16 protein-coding genes and 2 tRNA genes are annotated in these 16,457 nt (G+C 35.1%); 11 read left to right on the forward strand and 7 right to left on the reverse strand.

All coding sequences use genetic code 11. The annotated features are described in order from the left end of the window. Positions 1–136 precede the first annotated feature (136 nt). From N0K80_RS00690 to N0K80_RS00710, 5 genes are all read left to right on the forward strand, one after another. On the forward strand, positions 137–787 hold the full coding sequence (locus tag N0K80_RS00690; RefSeq protein ID WP_269023466.1) for a VanZ family protein: 651 nt from the start codon (positions 137–139) through the stop codon (positions 785–787). Then, a complete protein-coding gene (locus tag N0K80_RS00695) occupies positions 784–1,956 on the forward strand; it encodes a class I SAM-dependent rRNA methyltransferase (RefSeq protein ID WP_112250240.1) in 1,173 nt (390 codons plus the stop codon). Before N0K80_RS00690 ends, N0K80_RS00695 begins: the two co-directional genes overlap by 4 nt. A gap of 245 nt (positions 1,957–2,201) precedes the next feature. Continuing rightward, on the forward strand, positions 2,202–3,104 hold the full coding sequence (locus N0K80_RS00700; RefSeq protein WP_057973783.1) for a GRP family sugar transporter: 903 nt from the start codon (positions 2,202–2,204) through the stop codon (positions 3,102–3,104). Between the two features lie 24 nt (positions 3,105–3,128). Further along, positions 3,129–4,502 (forward strand): APC family permease, encoded by a 1,374-nt coding sequence (locus tag N0K80_RS00705; protein WP_269023467.1) that lies wholly within the window; start codon positions 3,129–3,131, stop codon positions 4,500–4,502. Between the two features lie 98 nt (positions 4,503–4,600). Then, positions 4,601–5,947 (forward strand): glucose-6-phosphate isomerase, encoded by a 1,347-nt coding sequence (locus N0K80_RS00710; protein WP_057973785.1) that lies wholly within the window; start codon positions 4,601–4,603, stop codon positions 5,945–5,947. Between the two features lie 164 nt (positions 5,948–6,111). Here N0K80_RS00710 and N0K80_RS00715 read toward each other — a convergent pair whose 3' ends face one another. The 3 genes from N0K80_RS00715 to N0K80_RS00725 all read right to left on the reverse strand — a co-directional run bounded on the left by N0K80_RS00715 (position 6,112) and on the right by N0K80_RS00725 (position 8,407). Then, complete coding sequence (locus N0K80_RS00715) at positions 6,112–6,312, reverse strand: cold-shock protein (protein WP_057973786.1); 201 nt, start codon at positions 6,310–6,312, stop codon at positions 6,112–6,114. A 159-nt stretch (positions 6,313–6,471) separates the two neighbouring features. After that, a complete protein-coding gene (locus N0K80_RS00720) occupies positions 6,472–6,756 on the reverse strand; it encodes a hypothetical protein (protein WP_057973787.1) in 285 nt (94 codons plus the stop codon). Between the two features lie 466 nt (positions 6,757–7,222). Continuing rightward, on the reverse strand, positions 7,223–8,407 hold the full coding sequence (locus N0K80_RS00725) for a multidrug effflux MFS transporter (RefSeq protein ID WP_269023468.1): 1,185 nt from the start codon (positions 8,405–8,407) through the stop codon (positions 7,223–7,225). A gap of 274 nt (positions 8,408–8,681) precedes the next feature. Between N0K80_RS00725 and N0K80_RS00730 the strand changes: the two genes are divergently transcribed. Beyond that, the gene (locus N0K80_RS00730; RefSeq protein WP_269023469.1) at positions 8,682–9,359 is read left to right on the forward strand and encodes a hypothetical protein; all 678 of its coding nucleotides are present in this window, start codon (positions 8,682–8,684) and stop codon (positions 9,357–9,359) included. Positions 9,360–9,563: 204 nt separating this feature from the next. On the opposite strand, the gene N0K80_RS00735 is transcribed toward N0K80_RS00730, so the two are convergent. Then, a tRNA-Gln gene (locus tag N0K80_RS00735) sits at positions 9,564–9,636 on the reverse strand. Positions 9,637–10,102: 466 nt separating this feature from the next. On the opposite strand from N0K80_RS00735, the gene N0K80_RS00740 reads away from it, so the two are divergent. Continuing rightward, a tRNA-Glu gene (locus N0K80_RS00740) sits at positions 10,103–10,175 on the forward strand. A 74-nt stretch (positions 10,176–10,249) separates the two neighbouring features. Here N0K80_RS00740 and N0K80_RS00745 read toward each other — a convergent pair. Beyond that, positions 10,250–10,588 (reverse strand): hypothetical protein, encoded by a 339-nt coding sequence (locus tag N0K80_RS00745; protein ID WP_146342296.1) that lies wholly within the window; start codon positions 10,586–10,588, stop codon positions 10,250–10,252. A gap of 204 nt (positions 10,589–10,792) precedes the next feature. Between N0K80_RS00745 and N0K80_RS00750 the strand changes: the two genes are divergently transcribed. Genes N0K80_RS00750 through manA form a run of 3 tightly spaced genes read left to right on the forward strand, consistent with a single transcriptional unit; the run spans position 10,793 to position 13,507 of the window. Further along, positions 10,793–11,446, forward strand: coding sequence for a histidine phosphatase family protein (locus N0K80_RS00750; protein ID WP_146302398.1), 654 nt, complete (start codon positions 10,793–10,795; stop codon positions 11,444–11,446). Between the two features lie 6 nt (positions 11,447–11,452). Beyond that, complete coding sequence (locus N0K80_RS00755) at positions 11,453–12,487, forward strand: serine hydrolase domain-containing protein (RefSeq protein ID WP_269023470.1); 1,035 nt, start codon at positions 11,453–11,455, stop codon at positions 12,485–12,487. 54 nt (positions 12,488–12,541) lie between these two features. Beyond that, on the forward strand, positions 12,542–13,507 hold the full coding sequence (manA, locus tag N0K80_RS00760; RefSeq protein WP_269007634.1) for a mannose-6-phosphate isomerase, class I: 966 nt from the start codon (positions 12,542–12,544) through the stop codon (positions 13,505–13,507). A gap of 57 nt (positions 13,508–13,564) precedes the next feature. Here the strand turns inward: manA and N0K80_RS00765 are convergent, their stop codons facing one another. Next, on the reverse strand, positions 13,565–14,272 hold the full coding sequence (locus N0K80_RS00765) for a type 1 glutamine amidotransferase (protein ID WP_057973794.1): 708 nt from the start codon (positions 14,270–14,272) through the stop codon (positions 13,565–13,567). A gap of 2 nt (positions 14,273–14,274) precedes the next feature. Further along, positions 14,275–15,621, reverse strand: a complete 1,347-nt coding sequence (locus N0K80_RS00770) for a Mur ligase family protein (protein ID WP_269023471.1) — start codon at positions 15,619–15,621, stop codon at positions 14,275–14,277. Between the two features lie 211 nt (positions 15,622–15,832). Here N0K80_RS00770 and N0K80_RS00775 point away from each other — a divergent pair, with 211 nt between their 5' ends. Further along, on the forward strand, positions 15,833–16,414 hold the full coding sequence (locus N0K80_RS00775) for a thymidine kinase (protein ID WP_057973796.1): 582 nt from the start codon (positions 15,833–15,835) through the stop codon (positions 16,412–16,414). Positions 16,415–16,457 lie beyond the last annotated feature (43 nt).

The raw sequence follows: 16,457 nt of genomic DNA on the forward strand, positions 1-16,457 counted from the left end.
AATTTGTGTCAATCTATGGTACGCTTTATTAATGCATTTTTAACTTATTAAAATTAAGTGAAATAAAGACGTCTATTAAAAAAATAGCATCATTATTTGTTAACATAGAGAAGCAGATGGGGAGTGAGGTAGCGTAATGTTATTTTTATCAAAATTATATGACTTTGTATCACAACATTACTCACAAGGAATTAATCACTTTCCATTAGTTCGACTTATTTTTGTAAGTGTTGATAAAACCATCTTTTACTTAATCGTGTACCTTGCGATTAGAATAAGTATTTTATTTTTTAAAAAGAAAAAAATTAATTTTAAAATGGAAGGCATAAAATTAATTTTAGCGACCTATCTCATTTTATTAATTGAATTAACGGTCTTGAGACACGTTTATTTTCCTTGGGATATCCGAGTTAGTTCCGATTATAATTTTCACTCTATTAATTTAGAACCATTAATTGAAACAATTAAACTGACAAATGGACAATCTTCGTTCGATTTCGTGTATAATCTATATGGTAACATTCTTTGGTTTGTTCCGTTAGGAATTATTTTACCCAGTTTAAAGCAGTTTAAAAAGTACACCTTAGTTAAATCAATGTTGGTTGGTATCAGTTTATCAATCGCTATTGAATGTGGACAATTTATACTAGGATCTGGAATTAGTGACATTGATGACGTTATTTTTAATTCATTAGGAACATTAATCGGCTGTGGGTTATATTTTATTTTAAATCGACTATTAACAAAGAAAAAACATTTAAAAAACAGAAGGAGTACTAATCATTGAGAAAAGTAGAAATTATTTCACATGCAGCAAAAAAGTTTAAAAATGGATATCCATTAATTGATAAAGAGGATTTGCAAACAACTCGTGATTTCAAAGAGGGAGAATGGGTTGCTTTAACGCTTCATAATCAATTCGTAGCCTATGGTTATTTTGCAGAACAAAATCGTGGAGACGGTTGGATTTTTTCACGTAATGAAGAAGCACGAATCGATGAAGATTTTTTCTCAAAATTGTTTAACAATGCCAGAATGAACCGTAAATCATTATTTACGAATAAAGATACAAATGCTTTCCGATTCTTTAATGGTGAAGGTGAAGGTATCGGTGGCTTAACGATTGATTATTACGATGATTATTATGTATTCACGTGGTATAACTTAGGTCTCTACCAACATAAAGATATGATTTATAACGCTTTTTCTGATGCGGTAACAAGTTACAAAGGAATCTACGCGAACCTTCGTTATGATACGAAAGGTGAACCATCAACATTCAAAGTTCGTGGAAAAGATGCACCAACACCACTTATTGTTAAAGAAAATGGCCTTCAATTTGCAGCATACCTTAATGAAGCAACAACGGGTCTTTTCTTAGAACAACGTGAAATGCGTAAAGCAATCATGAATAAATATGCTGAAGGTAAACTGGTTTTTAACGGATTTAGTAATACGGGGGCTACGTCGGTGGCTGCATCAGTTGGTGGCGCACTTAAAACGACAAGTGTCGACGTTATGAATAAAAATATTGATCGGATGAAAGAACAATTTGCGCTTAATAATATTGATCCTGAAAAACAAGAAATTCGTGGTATGGATGTCTTCGGGTACTTAGATTATGCTAAAAAACACCATATCATCTACGATTTAGTTGTTTTAGATCCACCAAGTTTTGTTCGTTCGAAAAAAAGAACATTCTCAGTTCAAAAGGATTACGCTAAACTTGCCGAGGATGCCATTGATATTACGCAAAAAGAGGGTATTATCATGTTCTCAACAAATGCGGCGGGCTTAACGCTTAAAAAATTAAAAGAACAAATTACGGAAGCATTTGCAAATAAGAACCGTTCATTTACGTTACTTGAAACATTCAGATTATCAAGTGATTTTGTTACGAATAAGGAATATCGACAAGGTAATTATTTAAAAACATTAGTTATAAAAGTGGATTAAATTAAAAACAATCTTATTTATAAAATAAGATTGTTTTTTTATGGAAAAAAATAGTTGAACGTAAAATGCTGGTATTTAAACGTTTTTGAACGATTTTGCTGGTATTTTAATGTAACCCGTTTCAAATGTTGTTATATCAATCATTAAAATTTTAATTTAGGGGTTGTAAATGCGGTTACTTTACTGCTAAAATAGTTAAATCGCGAAAAAAGAATAAAGAGAGAGAATAGAGGATTTAATTAAATATGATTATCTTGATGGCAGTAATCCCCGCAATCGCATGGGGTAGTATTGGACTTATAAGTGGAAAACTTGGTGGGACCGCTAACCAACAAACAGTTGGGATGACCTGGGGTGCCTTAATCTTTGGAATTGCCGTTTACGGTATTTATCAACCAGAAATGAGTGGTAAGGCCTGGATTATTGGAATTATTTCAGGTTTATTCTGGAGTTTAGGACAAAACCAACAATTTCACGCAATGAAAGCAATCGGTATTTCAAAAACAGTCCCTGTTTCAACTGGCTTACAGTTAGCCGGTAACGCTTTAGCAGGTGTTATTTTATTCGGTGAATGGAAAACAACAAGAATGGTTGTTATTGGGACAATTGCAATGATCGTTATTATTGCAGGAGCTGCCCTAACATCATTAAAAGACAAAAAGAATTCAGCGTTATCCGATTCAGATAAAGATGAAAATACTGCCGCTGGCGTACGTGCTATTATTTTGTCAACAATTGGTTACGTAGGATATACAATTGTTGTCCATTACGCAACCGTTGGAATGACAACTGAAGAATCAAGAGCATTCACAACAGCAACAATTTTACCTCAAGCAGTTGGTATGGTAATTGGTGCTGGATTCTTCGCACTCATAGCACATGAAGTTATTATGAATTCATCAACATTTAAAAATATCTTAACGGGACTTATCTGGGGTACTGGTAATATCTTCATGTTCTTATCAATTCCTAAATTAGGTCAAGCAGTTAGTTTCTCATTTTCTCAAATGGGAATCGTTATCTCAACTTTCGGTAGTATCTACTTATTAGGCGAGAAGAAAACAAACCGCGAAATGGTTTATGTTACATTAGGTTCCATCTTCGTTATCCTTGGTGTTATCATGTTAGGGATTATGAAAACTTTATAAAAATAGTAAAAAGGGAGCTAACTAATGGATTTAAGAAAAAAGAAGTTTGCGACAACTCATGGCGTCAGCAAATTGAAAAGAACTCTTAAAACCAGTGATCTTATTCTGTTAGGCTTAAGCGCAATCGTTGGTACGGGGATTTTCGTCGTTACGGGAACCGCCGCCAGCGAAGAAGCCGGCCCTGCTCTTATTTTGTCGTTTATTATTGCTGCGATCGCGGTAATAATGAACGGCTTTTCTTATGCAGAATTTTCATCGAGAATACCGGTTTCGGGTGGTTCGTATAATTACGTATATGTTATTTTTGGTGAATTCATTGCTTGGTTTGTTAGTTGGTTCACCATTTGTGAATATGTCTTGGCAGGGGCATCCGTCGCTGCAGGCTGGTCGGCGTATATGCAAGGGTTTTTAACGGGTTTAAATATTCATATGCCAACTGCCTTAAGTGCTTCGTATAATGCCTCAAAAGGCTCATATGTTGATATTATAGCTGCTGTTGTTACACTTTTTGTGACTTGGTTGACAACATTTGAAGCGAAAAAGGCGTTACGGTTAAGTAAAATAATGGTTTTCGTTAAATTTGCTATTATCATTTTGTTCGTGGTTGTCGGCGTTTTTTACATCAAACCCGGTAATTGGCAGCCATTCATGCCATTTGGTACAAGTGGTGTTATGAGCGGTGCAGCATTAGTATTTTTTGCTTTTCTAGGATTTGAATCAATTGCTATGGCTTCGGATGAAGTTATTGATCCACAAAAAACAATTCCAAAAGGAATTATTGGGGCAATTAGTATTTCGGCAATTTTTTATATAATCGTGACACTTGTATTAACGGGTATCGTACCTTACACGCAGTTAAATGTGAGCGATCCTGTTGCATTTGCGATGCGATTTATAAATCAAAGCATTATCGGTAATATTATCTCAGTTGGTGCAATAATGACGCTTTTAAGCGTTTTAATCGCATTGGCATATGGTTTATCGAGAATGATCTATTCGGAGGCTAGGGACGGGTTATTACCTAAATACCTAACCAAAATCAGTAAGGAAACTAATGCGCCTAAGGCGGCATCATGGACGGTTGGTATTTTAATCTCAATTGCGAGTGGTTTAATTTCAATTGAAAGTTTAGCAAAATTAACTAATATTGTAACGCTAGCCGTACTTGTTAGTTTGGCGTTGGCTCTCATTAGCTTAAGAAAACAATTTGGGGAACCTAAAAAAGGTCAATTTAGAGTGCCGTTCGTTCCCTTATTACCAATTCTGTCTATTGTTATTTCGGGTTATCTGATGATTAAATTACCCATAAATATTTGGATTGCTTTTCTGATTTGGACTATTTTAGGCGTGATTGCCTACTATGGTTATGGATATTCGCATAGTAAGCAAAAAAAATAGCAAAATATGTAATTAAAGTTCCGTTTCACTGTTATATTTTCTATTAAGTATTGTATAATATAGATTGTTAAATAAAGAATATGAGGGAGATAATTAAAATGGCACATATTTCATTCGATAGTTCTAACTTATCAAAATTCGTTCAAGACAATGAACTTGGCGAAATGCAAGCTCTTGTTACCGCAGCAGATAGTGAATTACGCAACGGTACGGGTGCGGGTAGTGATTTCCGTGGTTTTTTAGATTTACCTAAAGACTATGATAAAGAAGAATTCGCTCGTATTAAAACAGCAGCTAAAAAAATTCAATCTAATTCAGAAGTTTTAGTTGTAATTGGTATTGGTGGTTCATATTTAGGTGCTCGCGCAGCTATTGAATTTTTAAACCATACTTTCTATAACTTATTACCAGCTGAAAAAAGAAATGCACCTCAAATCTTGTTTGCTGGAAACTCAATCAGTCCTTCTTATGTGCATGATTTAGTTGATTTGATTGGTGATCGTGATTTCTCTGTTAATATCATTTCTAAATCTGGTACAACAACAGAACCTTCAATTGCTTTCCGTGTTTTCAAAGAAAAATTAATCGCAAAATATGGTAAAGAAGAAGCTAACTCACGTATCTATGCAACAACTGATCGTAAAGTGGGCGCTTTAAAAGTTGAAGCTGATGCTGAAGGTTACGAAGCATTCGTTATTCCTGATGATGTTGGTGGCCGTTTCTCAGTTCTTACTGCTGTTGGTTTATTACCAATCGCTGCTTCAGGTGCTGATATTGATGCTTTAATGCAAGGTGCTGAAGATGCGCGTGTTGAATATTCAGATGCTGACTTAACAAAAAATGAAGCATACCAATATGCAGCATTACGTAATATCTTATACCGTAAAGGTTATACAACTGAAATTTTAGAAAACTACGAACCAAGCTTACAATATTTCTCAGAATGGTGGAAACAATTGATGGGCGAATCTGAAGGTAAGGATCAAAAGGGTATTTACCCATCTTCAGCTAACTTCTCAACTGATTTACATTCATTAGGTCAATATATTCAAGAAGGCCGTCGTAATTTGATGGAAACAGTTATCAATGTGGGTACACCCGTTAATGATACTGCTATTCCTGAAGAAGAAGGCGATCTTGATGGTTTAGGTTACCTTGAAGGCAAGACAATGGACTTTGTTAATACAAAGGCATTCCAAGGTGTTGTTATGGCTCATACTGATGGTAATGTACCTAACATGATCTTAAACATTCCTACACAAGATGCTTACACATTAGGCTATACAATCTACTTCTTTGAAGCAGCTGTAGCTGTTTCTGGTTACTTGAATGGAATTAACCCATTTAACCAACCAGGTGTTGAAGCATACAAGAAGAACATGTTTGCATTACTTGGCAAACCTGGCTTCGAAGATCTTTCAAAAGAATTAAACGCACGTCTTTAAGATTAGTAATCAAAAAACGCCTGAACTTTTAAAAGTTCAGGCGTTTTTTGATTACATTTATTTTTGGAGATGATTAGTTGAAAAGTGTACGATAAAAAAATATTAATATCTGTATTTTTATGTAAAAAAAAACTTACCCGAAGGTAAGTTTCAAAGGCTTATAATTAAGCTTTAACAACGTTAGTTGCTTGTGGTCCACGATCAGAATCTTCAACATCGAAAGTAACTGCTTGGCCTTCGTCAAGTGATTTAAAACCGTCACCTTGGATAGCTGAGAAATGAACGAAAACGTCATCGCCAGATTCGCGAGTAATAAAACCAAAACCTTTATCTGCGTTAAACCATTTTACTGTACCTTGTTCCATAATATGAAACCTCCATGTGCTGTAAGCACTAATATATTTTGCATTTGTTGATTGAACTATTAAAAAGAAGTGTGTTCATAAATGAAACAAATCACCTTTAAATAACCGAACCATAAATACATAAGTTTAATATAACACCTAATGACGATTAATGCAAACTTATTTGTTTGGTTTTGTGTGTTTTTTTAGATAGTGGAGTAACTCAGACTCATTACGAAATTCGTGTGGACCAACGTGGTTGTGAAGTCGAATTGTAATCTTATTAATCTTAATTCGACCAGTCCAAGTGTATGCGTACTCAACAATAAATCTATTATTGAGAGCATCTTCTTCTAGACCAAAATTAAGGACGTAAATGCGATCTGGGACCATGAGCGGGTTAACGTGCTCTTTATCATAAAAAATATTATTTGCTCTTAAAAATTTTTTTGTTCTACTTAACATAGTGTATAAACCTCCAAACTATTATTATAGTGTATTCAAAATGAAGGAGACAGAATTGAATTGGGGATTTAAGTTGCTGTCACTTTATTAATTTAAGTACCATCATTAAAATATCCCATTTATTATATCATAAATTAAACGAAAAATGAGAAAATAACGCTAATTAATAAATATATATTTGACAATACATGAAAGTGTGTTAAAGTTATGACAGCTCAATATTAATATTCTTAGCATAAATTATTCAGTTTGATGATTTCTATTCATTTATTCATGCTGGCGCAACCAAGGAGTTGCAAGGATGTAAAGTAGGTAGGGTTACATCGTTTAGAAGTAGAATTAGTAACTTATTTTAAAATTAATTAGATAAATTAAATATAAATATTCAGTGAGAAGGCTACCAGCAATTTTGTTGGTAGCCTTCGTCAATTATTGAGATAAATTATTTTTCAGAAAGTCTCTTTTTTTATTTGATTTCTTTTAATTTAATCAATGGGGCATAACTGATTAACATCATTAAGCATAATCCTAAAATATATAACGGTAAACTTGTAATGGAACCATTGTGCATAAGGCTCATTAAGTAAGTTAAACCACTGACAACTAAATAATAGCCCAGACTGAACCAGCCGCTGGCGCTTCCCATAATCTGCTCATATCCAATTAACGCACGATTTAAAGCATTAGGTAACGTAATATTTAAACCCAGGAATACAAAGAAAATACCAGCTAACATCCATACAGGTTGATCAACAGTTGCAGCAACTAAAAGTCCCACGGCTGAGATAGTACTTAAAATAAGTCCGCTAAAGGCAATAATTTCAGGACGATACCGATTAACTAAGTGGTTAACGATAAGTGCTCCTAAGAGACTAGCACTGGCAATAATGAGACCTAACAGGCCATATTGAAAGGCAGAAAAGTTAAAATGTCCCTCGAAAATAAAAGGTGCTTCCGCGTAGTAACTAAATAAAATACCATTTATGCCACCAATAACTAGGCCATAACACCAGACTACAGGATTAGACAATAATTGTTTTAAAACAAGCCACTGGGAAACCTTTATTAATGTAGATGGCTGTTTTTGCCGTGTTTCAGGTAATCGAATTCCACTGTACAGTAAAATGATTACAGCGAGGCTAATTAGCGTTGTAAAGACATTTCGATAGCCTAACGTTGTTTGGACTAAACCGCCAATTAAGGGTCCTAACGCAGGAGATAAAGCCATGGCGGCACCGGTTTTAGCAAATACTTTTGTTCCTGTAATACCCGAAAAGCTTTCACGCATAATCGTTTGCGTGACAACAGAACCCGCACTGGCGCCAAAAGCTTGAACTAATCGGAAGAACAGTAGCCATTTGAAAGAAGGACTCCAGTAAAGACCAATATTTCCGATTAAATAAATGATAATACCGCCCAACATCGATGGTCGGCGACCGCAATAGTCAGCCAGTTGTCCCCAAAATAAAACGCCAATGGCAAATGCGATAAAGTAGATGCTCATTGTTAATTGAATTTGGTTGGCGCTAACATTTAAAGCCTGACTTAAGGCCGGTAAAATTGGGGTAAAGATTGATTCACTAATTTGTGGGAAACCCACTAAAGTTATAATTAATGCTAGGGATGGGACTTTTTTTCGGACGTTTTTCATCACAATTTCTCCTAAAATTTAATTTGCGAAAAAACGTCCTCGTCCATCTACGGCGACGCAAACCATTATATTTTCATATTCCATGGGTTGTCACCTCATTTCTGTGTATTGTACTTTAACATGTGTATTCTAAATTTGTCAAAAAAAGATAGTCTGTTAGAAATACTGTACAAGTTAAAAAATATAATAATATTATGTCCATACTATTATGTTGTACAACTTTGTTTTTTGTTGTTTAATAGAGACTGATAAAAAATTTAGGGGGAGATTAAGAATGAAAAAGGTATTGACAGTTTTGGGAACAACGGTTGTTTTGTTATCATTAGCCGCATGTGGGAAGAGTGAGAGTACATCTAAGGATTCATCGTCTTCTGAGGCAAAGTCGTCTAGCATGTTAAAGGAAAAAGAAAATTCAAGTAAAAAAGAATCAATGAAGAGAGAGTCAAGTAAAAAAGAGTCAATGAAGAAAGAGTCAGGGGAAAAGGCCACAGCTATTTCTGAAAGTAAGGCTGAATCGATATCGGCCGCTAAAGCGTCTAGTATTGCGGCGGAAAGCTCGGACAAAGCGGCTAACGCAATGACAGCCATAAGGAACGAACTAGCTAAGGGATTTGTCTTATCGCCTAAACTATTTAACGGCATGGATGTTGATAAAGCAATGGAAAAATCAGGTGCACCACAGAATATTGTTAGTGACTATACTAAGGTAGGATACGTTAAAAACGATTCAACGATACGTATGGAACAAATGAGGAGTGCATTTGACGTTAAATATACGATAACAAAAACGTATGTAGTAATTGATGGAAGTACTATTCCATATACAACACAAGGTACGGGAGTTACTTTCGGGTCATGGACGGAACCTCATGGTAAAGATGTAATTACTATGAATTTAAGAACAGAATCTGGTGCTAAAAGTATAGTGGATTCAGTAATGACACAAAATTAATCGTGACCGTCGAGTCTACTAAAATGGAATAAATATAGCTTAGAGCATTCGCAATAGCGGATGCTTTTTTTGTATTTCGTGATATGACATGGGCGCCTTAATTATAAAAAAATGCACCTGCTCATTTGAGCAAGTGCATTAGTACGTTATATTTTCGAATGGTCTATTTTGCCGAACTTAGATGCAGCATTGTAAAATACTTAATTGGGTAAGTAGGGATCGAACCTACAGATTGCGGATTCAGAGTCCGGCGCCTTACCAGTTTGGCTATTACCCAAGAATAATTAACTTCCTAATTTTAGCGATATAACAACTTTTTGTCAAATAAAATATTGGATGTGTGAATAATAACTAGTAAAGTTAATTAATTATTGTTAAAGAAAAGTAAATTTAACTTTGATAATTAGAATAAGAAGCTATAATAAATAACGTATAAGGTTAAAATTATTAGCCTATTATAGCAGTTTTCATTCTAAGAGATGAACTGAGGCGAACATATTGGAAATAAAATTAAGACGTGAATTAAAAAAATTATACACTAGATTATTGATTGCGAGTGTTACAACATTACTGATAGGGACGACGAAGGTTATCTTACAATACGAGTGGTTATCATTTGTTATGTGGGGTGCTGCGATATATTGTCTAGGTCTGTATGTGTATTGCTGTTTTATTCAATTTTTAATTTGGCAGAAAAAGCATTGACATCAATTCTGTATGGGTTATACTTAAAAGAGTATTTTTGCCCAATGGTCAAATTGGTTAAGACGTCGCCCTCTCAAGGCGGAATTACGGGTTCGAGCCCCGTTTGGGCGATCAGAGTGCTTACAGATAAAATTTTAATTATCAGAAAAAGAGTTAACACATCGTCGTGTTAACTCTTTTTCTGTTTAAATATCCTGTTCAAATGACAGTTCAATTAAATATTTATCGTGATGCGTTAAGTAGGTGGTCGTTACCCAAACATCCATATAGTCGGGAACTGAATTTTCTAATTTATTATTAAAATAATCCAGTAGATCACCATGTTTTGCGACGAATTCATCGGCAAGACGATTAACAGTTAGCTGATCTGGCAGAAAATAAATATCAGCATCGGCAACTCTAGTACTACCGGGTAAAACGATTGTAAGTGAATTTGTATAAGTTAACCGAGAAAAGAAAACTTGGTCGGGATGTCGTCTAATAAAAGATAAGACGAAGAATATGGAATCTGAATTACTAGCCATAAGTGTGTGCCTCCTAGAATGATTTACTTTATTATATAAGGCTAAATGAAATTGTTTAGTTTTATTCTAGCATAATCATAAATTAAATGGGCATTTACGGATTAAAAGTTGTTTCAATTTATGGGTTTTTCTTTAGGTAAAATCTTTATGGTAGCGTATACTTAATAATACAAACATTAAATTATTTTATTGGGGGTGCCGGCGATGAAGACGGTTCATTTTTATTTAGTAAGGCATGGTCAAACACGTTTAAATAGATTAAAGAGGTTACAAGGAGTGACTAATTCTCGTCTGACACATAAAGGACGAGAAGCGGCTAGAAACCTAGGCACGCAATTAAAAGATATGGACTTTGAAGCAGTTTATACTAGTGATTTAAAACGAACACAGGATACCGCGAACTTTATTCTTGAGAAGAATAGATATGCGTTTGATATACAACCGTTAAAAGGCCTTAGGGAAGTTGATTTTGGTCGGTTAGAAGAAATGAAAAATAAAAAATTAATTCCGTTACTTGTGAAAAAGTTTGGATTTTTTAAGGTGATTAAAGCCGTACTAGGACATAATCGATTTAAGGATCTAGTCGATATGTTTGCGGAACTTGAGGGGACAAGTCAAGCTGAAACATATGACAGCATGACTAGTCGAATTATTGAGACGCTGACTGATATTGGTAGTCAGTACCAAACGCGCGGTGGAAATATTTTAATTGTGTCACACGGACTTGTTTTATCAAGTTTTATTGATAGTTTAGAAAAAAATCAATTACCGATAATGCTCTTAAAAAATGCCAGTGTTAGTAACGTTGATTTTGAAAAAGGAAAGTTTAAAGTTGTTAAGATTAACCAAAAGGGGTGATTGTCGTTGTTATATTCTGAAACGACAAATAAAATTCAACAGTTAGTCCATGAAGGAATCGTTCCAGGAGCTTCATTTGGAATTGTGCATCATAATAAAATAATAGTGCAAAATTTTCTTGGTTATTCACAATTAGTTCCCGAATCTGAAATATTAGCTGATGATGCGCTCTATGATGTGGCCTCTTTGACAAAGGTTGTTGGAACAACCACGCTTATCTTGAAGTTACAAGAAGAAGGAAAATTGAATATTGATGATTCCGTAAAAAAATATCTAACTAATTATCAAGATGAACGGGTGACTTTGCGACATTTATTGACGCACACGGCCGATTTTCAAGGGTATATAAAGGACCGAAATCAGTTATCTGCGCCCGCTTTAAAGCAAGCGTTATTTGGATTAACTAATGGTAATAGTCTTGGTAAGACGGTTGTTTATAGTGATATTGGACTCATTTTTTTAGGATTTATTATTGAAGAAATTTTAGATATGCCGGTCCAAAAGGCGCTGAAACAAGAAATTCTAGTGTCTCTTGGCTTAGCTGATAGCACGTTTAATCCTGATGTTGATAGAAGTGTCCCAACAGAGATCATTCCTGAATTGGGTCTTTTGAGAGGAATTGTCCACGATCCTAAGGCGCGCATTTTAAAAGAGAATTGTGGATCTGCCGGACTTTTTTCAACCGTATCTGATTTACTTAAATTTATGAGGTGGTTTATGAGTGACGACCCTACACGGCCCGTTTTAAAACCAAGAACGACCCAAATGTTATTTAGCGATCAAACGCCAACTAGACGCCTAGGTCGGTCGCTTGGCTGGGACCTTCGTGGAAGTAGCGAGAACTTATATGTCTACCATACTGGTTTTACGGGGACGTTCATGCTAATGAACCAGACTACAAAAGATGGATTAGTTGTTCTGACCAATAGGGTATATCCAACGAGCGATAATACGCTCTACCTCGAAAAACGTGATGAGATTGTAACCAGCTTTTTAACGGAACACAATGAGATTGTAACCGATTCACATTCTAAAATGTAACCGCTTGTGATAAAATAAAAAGATAATAACTTAAGATGAAGGAGAACATAACTAATGACAGAACCTCTATTTTTAAAACCCGTACTGCAAGAAAAAATCTGGGGTGGTAACCATCTTAAAACAGTATTTGGTTATGATATTCCGAGCGACCACACCGGTGAACTTTGGGCAATTTCGGCTCATTCACATGGACCAAGTACCATTTTAAATGGTCCATATGCTGGTAAAACATTAAATGAAGTATGGGATTCAAATCGCGAAGTCTTTGGAAACGTTAAGGGGGATGTTTTCCCGCTCTTAACGAAAATTTTGGATGCCAATCAAGATTTGTCGGTTCAAGTTCATCCTGATGATGCTTATGCGATGGAACATGAGCATGAACTTGGTAAAACGGAGTGTTGGTATGTGATATCTGCTGAACCAGGAGCAGAACTCATTTATGGTCATCATGCTAAAACGCGTGAAGAATTGGCAGAAATGATTCATGATGAAAAATGGGATGCACTATTTACCCATGTACCTGTTAAAGCTGGAGATTTCTTCTACGTACCAAGTGGCACAATTCATGCTATTGGTTCAGGTGTAATGGTCCTTGAAACACAACAAAGTAGTGATACAACTTATCGCGTTTACGATTTTGATCGTGTTGACGCAACTACTGGTAAAAAACGTGATTTGCATATTCAACAGTCAATTGATGTTACGAATGTTCCTAATGTTGTGCCAAAGTTAGATATTAAAACGCAAATGATTGGTGACGCAAAAGTGACGAGCTTTGTTAAAACACCATTTTTCAGTGTTTATGAATGGTTAATTATGAATGGTTCTGCAACATTTGAGCGAACAATTGCACCATATACGCTTGTCTCTGTTCTAAAAGGAGAAGGCCAAATCGAAGTTGATGGTAAGGCATTTGAATTAACAATGGGCATGCATTTTATTTTACCTAATGAAGTTAAGAAATGGACGATTACAGGCAACATGCAGATTATTGCATCAGAACCTGGAGAAAAAGCTTAAAAAAATAAAGTTTCGAACGACAATACATAGTTGTCATTCGAAACTTTATTTTTTTATTTAAAAGGTTGGTTCAATAACGAGTGCTTCTTGTTGACTGAAATCAACATCTGGATATTTACGATGTAAGGCAATTAATAACAAGCGTTTAGCAAGTTCGCCATTTCTAGTTAAAATAGGTCCATGGAAGTATGAACCGAAGACGTTTTTGTAAACAACACCTTCTGATGCATCCCCACCATTATTACCTTTACCTTTTAAGACCTTGCCAAGTGGACGTTCGTCTTCACCAAGGAAAGTCATCCCATTATGATTTTCAAAACCATGATATGTTTCGCCGGTTTCTTCGTTTTGAATAGTAATGTCCCCGATAAAACGATTGTTATCTTGAGTTTCCGTGTAGTGACTCATTGCGCCAATACCAGGAATTTTTTCACCATCAGCACCGACATAATATTGTCCAAGCAATTGGTAACCGCCACAAATCGCGAGTAGTGGACCATCATTTTCAATATAATCGGTTAAATCGTTTTTCTTTTTTTGAATATCTTTTGAAACAATTTTTTGTTCGAAATCTTGACCGCCACCAAAGAATGTTAAATCAAAGTGATTCTTTTCAAAAGGTTGATCTAAACTAATAACTTCAGTTTTTAGTTCAACATCCATTTGTTTGGCGTAATATTCTAAGGCTAGTAGATTGCCGACATCGCCGTAAGTATTCAATAAGTCACCATACAGATGGGCGACGTTTAAATGATATTTTGCCATGTTTACATCCCTTCCTTAATATAACCGTCACTTGCCAATGATTTACGTAATTGTAAAACAGCCGTGTAAGTGGCTAAAACGTAAATATGTTTTGTTGGGAAAGATTTAAGTTGGTCAACAACTTTAGAAACGTCCGGTTCTTTAATTAATTGGTCATCAGTAACACCGGCAACTTTAAAACGGAACGAAACATCTTTGTAACGTTCGCCACCAGTCATAAATTGGGGGATGTTCATTTGTGTTAATTGTTCAAAATTACCATCCCAAATCCAACTCGTATCAATACCATCTGCATAATTAGCATTCAGTAAAAAGGCCAGGGAGAACGGTTCTGTGTCCGTTGCAATCATGTCCAATACTTGATCAAGTCCAACTGGATTTTTAACTAAAATTAACGTAATCTCTTTATCATCAACTTGTATAAGTTCTTGTCGGCCAAAGACTTGTTCATCATCTTTGCTTAAGGTATTACTGATTGCTGCGGGTCCAACATCTAAAAAGCGACCAACTGCATAAGCAGCAAGCGCATTGTAGATGTTATACAAGCCGCCAACATGAATTTCCATAGGTTGTCCGTCAATGATAAAGCGAGACGATGTTGGTGTTTGTTCCAAAAGAGACGTTAGTTGATAGTCTAATTCGGGACGACTAAAATGACAATTTGGACAATAATATTTACCAAGATTAGCATACGTACGAATTTTATAATGTAAAATATGCTGACAGACGGGGCATAAAACACCATCTGTATTTGTTGGTGCCAGGCTCTCTGATTCTTCTTCATGATTAAAACCATAAAAAACAAAAGGATTTGGTAAGTCAATCGAATGGAAAATAGGCGCATCGCCGTTAGCAATGATTGTCGCCTCAGGGGCTAATTTAATACCATCAATAATTTTTTTATAAGTTGTATAGATTTCGCCATAACGATCCATTTGATCACGGAAAATATTCGTTAGAACAAATGCTTTTGGCGTAATATACTGTGTCACTTTAATGACATTGGCTTCGTCAACTTCAAGGATAGCAAGCGGACGTTCATTTTTCTTACGTTTATCCGTTAAAAACGCGGTAATAATACCTTGTTCCATATTCGATCCGGCTGAATTAGTTAAAATATGATCATATTTGGCGCCTAAAACTTTAACCGTTAAGGCCGTCGTTAATGTTTTACCGTTAGTTCCGGTAATGACGATGACATCATAATTTGCACCCAATGTTTTCAAAATATCTGGATCTAATGCGGCAGTTATTTTGCCGGGTAATGAGCTACCACCTTTTAAGAAGGTATGTAAAAACCAGTACGATGATTTTCCGGCAGCAGTTGCCATAGCACTTTTTATCGTCATTGAATATCCTCCGTTTTTAGAAAAATTAACTGGATATGCTAAGAGCATAACACGGTCTAATTACTGAATTTATATAATGTCTATAATAGCATAATTACAAAATTCTACATATAAAATGCTTAATATTAAGAAAAAATTTTTATTTAATGAAATCTATGCGTAAATCGGATATACTTAAAGACGGAAATCTGAAAGATAAAAGAGGATTATTATGGCGCAATTATTTTTTAAATACGGTGCAATGAATAGTGGTAAGACAATTGAAATCTTAAAAGTTGCGCATAATTATGAGGAACAAAATAAATCAGTCATTATTTTAACAAGTGGAATAGACGATCGAGATGGCGTCGGATTCGTGTCGAGTCGTATTGGACTAAAACGTGAAGCGACGCCCATTTTTGATGAAACAAATGTTTTTGAATTGGTGCAACAGACAAATTCAAAAGCCGCTTGTGTCCTGATTGATGAATCACAATTTTTAAAACAAGATCATATTATTCAATTAGCTAAAATTGTGGATGAACTGAATATTCCAGTAATGGCTTTTGGTTTGAAAAATGATTTTAGAAATGAATTGTTTGAAGGATCAAAATATTTATTATTATATGCTGATAAAATTGAAGAAATGAAAACAATTTGTTGGTTCTGCCTCAAAAAAGCGATTATGAACTTACGGATTCATGATGGACAACCGGTTTACAATGGTGAACAAATTCAAATAGGTGGTAATGAAGCTTATTATCCGGTATGTCGTAAACACTACAATAATCCGTTAATGGGACAGTTAGAATAATTCAGATAGACTATACGATAAGGAATTAAAGGGAGACAATATA

The organism is Dellaglioa carnosa, assembly GCF_026948345.1.
Taxonomy (GTDB): Bacteria; Bacillota; Bacilli; order Lactobacillales; family Lactobacillaceae; genus Dellaglioa; species Dellaglioa algida.

What these genes read in the sequence shown, in the direction of transcription:
- N0K80_RS00705 (WP_269023467.1), top strand. Translation starts at nt 3,129, where the DNA reads ATGGATTTAAGAAAAAAGAAGTTTGCGACAACTCATGGCGTCAGCAAA.
- N0K80_RS00690 (WP_269023466.1), top strand. Translation starts at nt 137, where the DNA reads ATGTTATTTTTATCAAAATTATATGACTTTGTATCACAACATTACTCA.
- N0K80_RS00700 (WP_057973783.1), top strand. Translation starts at nt 2,202, where the DNA reads ATGATTATCTTGATGGCAGTAATCCCCGCAATCGCATGGGGTAGTATT.
- N0K80_RS00745 (WP_146342296.1), bottom strand. Translation starts at nt 10,588, where the DNA reads ATGGCTAGTAATTCAGATTCCATATTCTTCGTCTTATCTTTTATTAGA.
- N0K80_RS00710 (WP_057973785.1), top strand. Translation starts at nt 4,601, where the DNA reads ATGGCACATATTTCATTCGATAGTTCTAACTTATCAAAATTCGTTCAA.
- N0K80_RS00765 (WP_057973794.1), bottom strand. Translation starts at nt 14,272, where the DNA reads ATGGCAAAATATCATTTAAACGTCGCCCATCTGTATGGTGACTTATTG.
- N0K80_RS00725 (WP_269023468.1), bottom strand. Translation starts at nt 8,407, where the DNA reads ATGAAAAACGTCCGAAAAAAAGTCCCATCCCTAGCATTAATTATAACT.
- N0K80_RS00730 (WP_269023469.1), top strand. Translation starts at nt 8,682, where the DNA reads ATGAAAAAGGTATTGACAGTTTTGGGAACAACGGTTGTTTTGTTATCA.
- N0K80_RS00750 (WP_146302398.1), top strand. Translation starts at nt 10,793, where the DNA reads ATGAAGACGGTTCATTTTTATTTAGTAAGGCATGGTCAAACACGTTTA.
- N0K80_RS00715 (WP_057973786.1), bottom strand. Translation starts at nt 6,312, where the DNA reads ATGGAACAAGGTACAGTAAAATGGTTTAACGCAGATAAAGGTTTTGGT.
- N0K80_RS00775 (WP_057973796.1), top strand. Translation starts at nt 15,833, where the DNA reads ATGGCGCAATTATTTTTTAAATACGGTGCAATGAATAGTGGTAAGACA.
- N0K80_RS00770 (WP_269023471.1), bottom strand. Translation starts at nt 15,621, where the DNA reads ATGACGATAAAAAGTGCTATGGCAACTGCTGCCGGAAAATCATCGTAC.
- N0K80_RS00720 (WP_057973787.1), bottom strand. Translation starts at nt 6,756, where the DNA reads ATGTTAAGTAGAACAAAAAAATTTTTAAGAGCAAATAATATTTTTTAT.
- manA (WP_269007634.1), top strand. Translation starts at nt 12,542, where the DNA reads ATGACAGAACCTCTATTTTTAAAACCCGTACTGCAAGAAAAAATCTGG.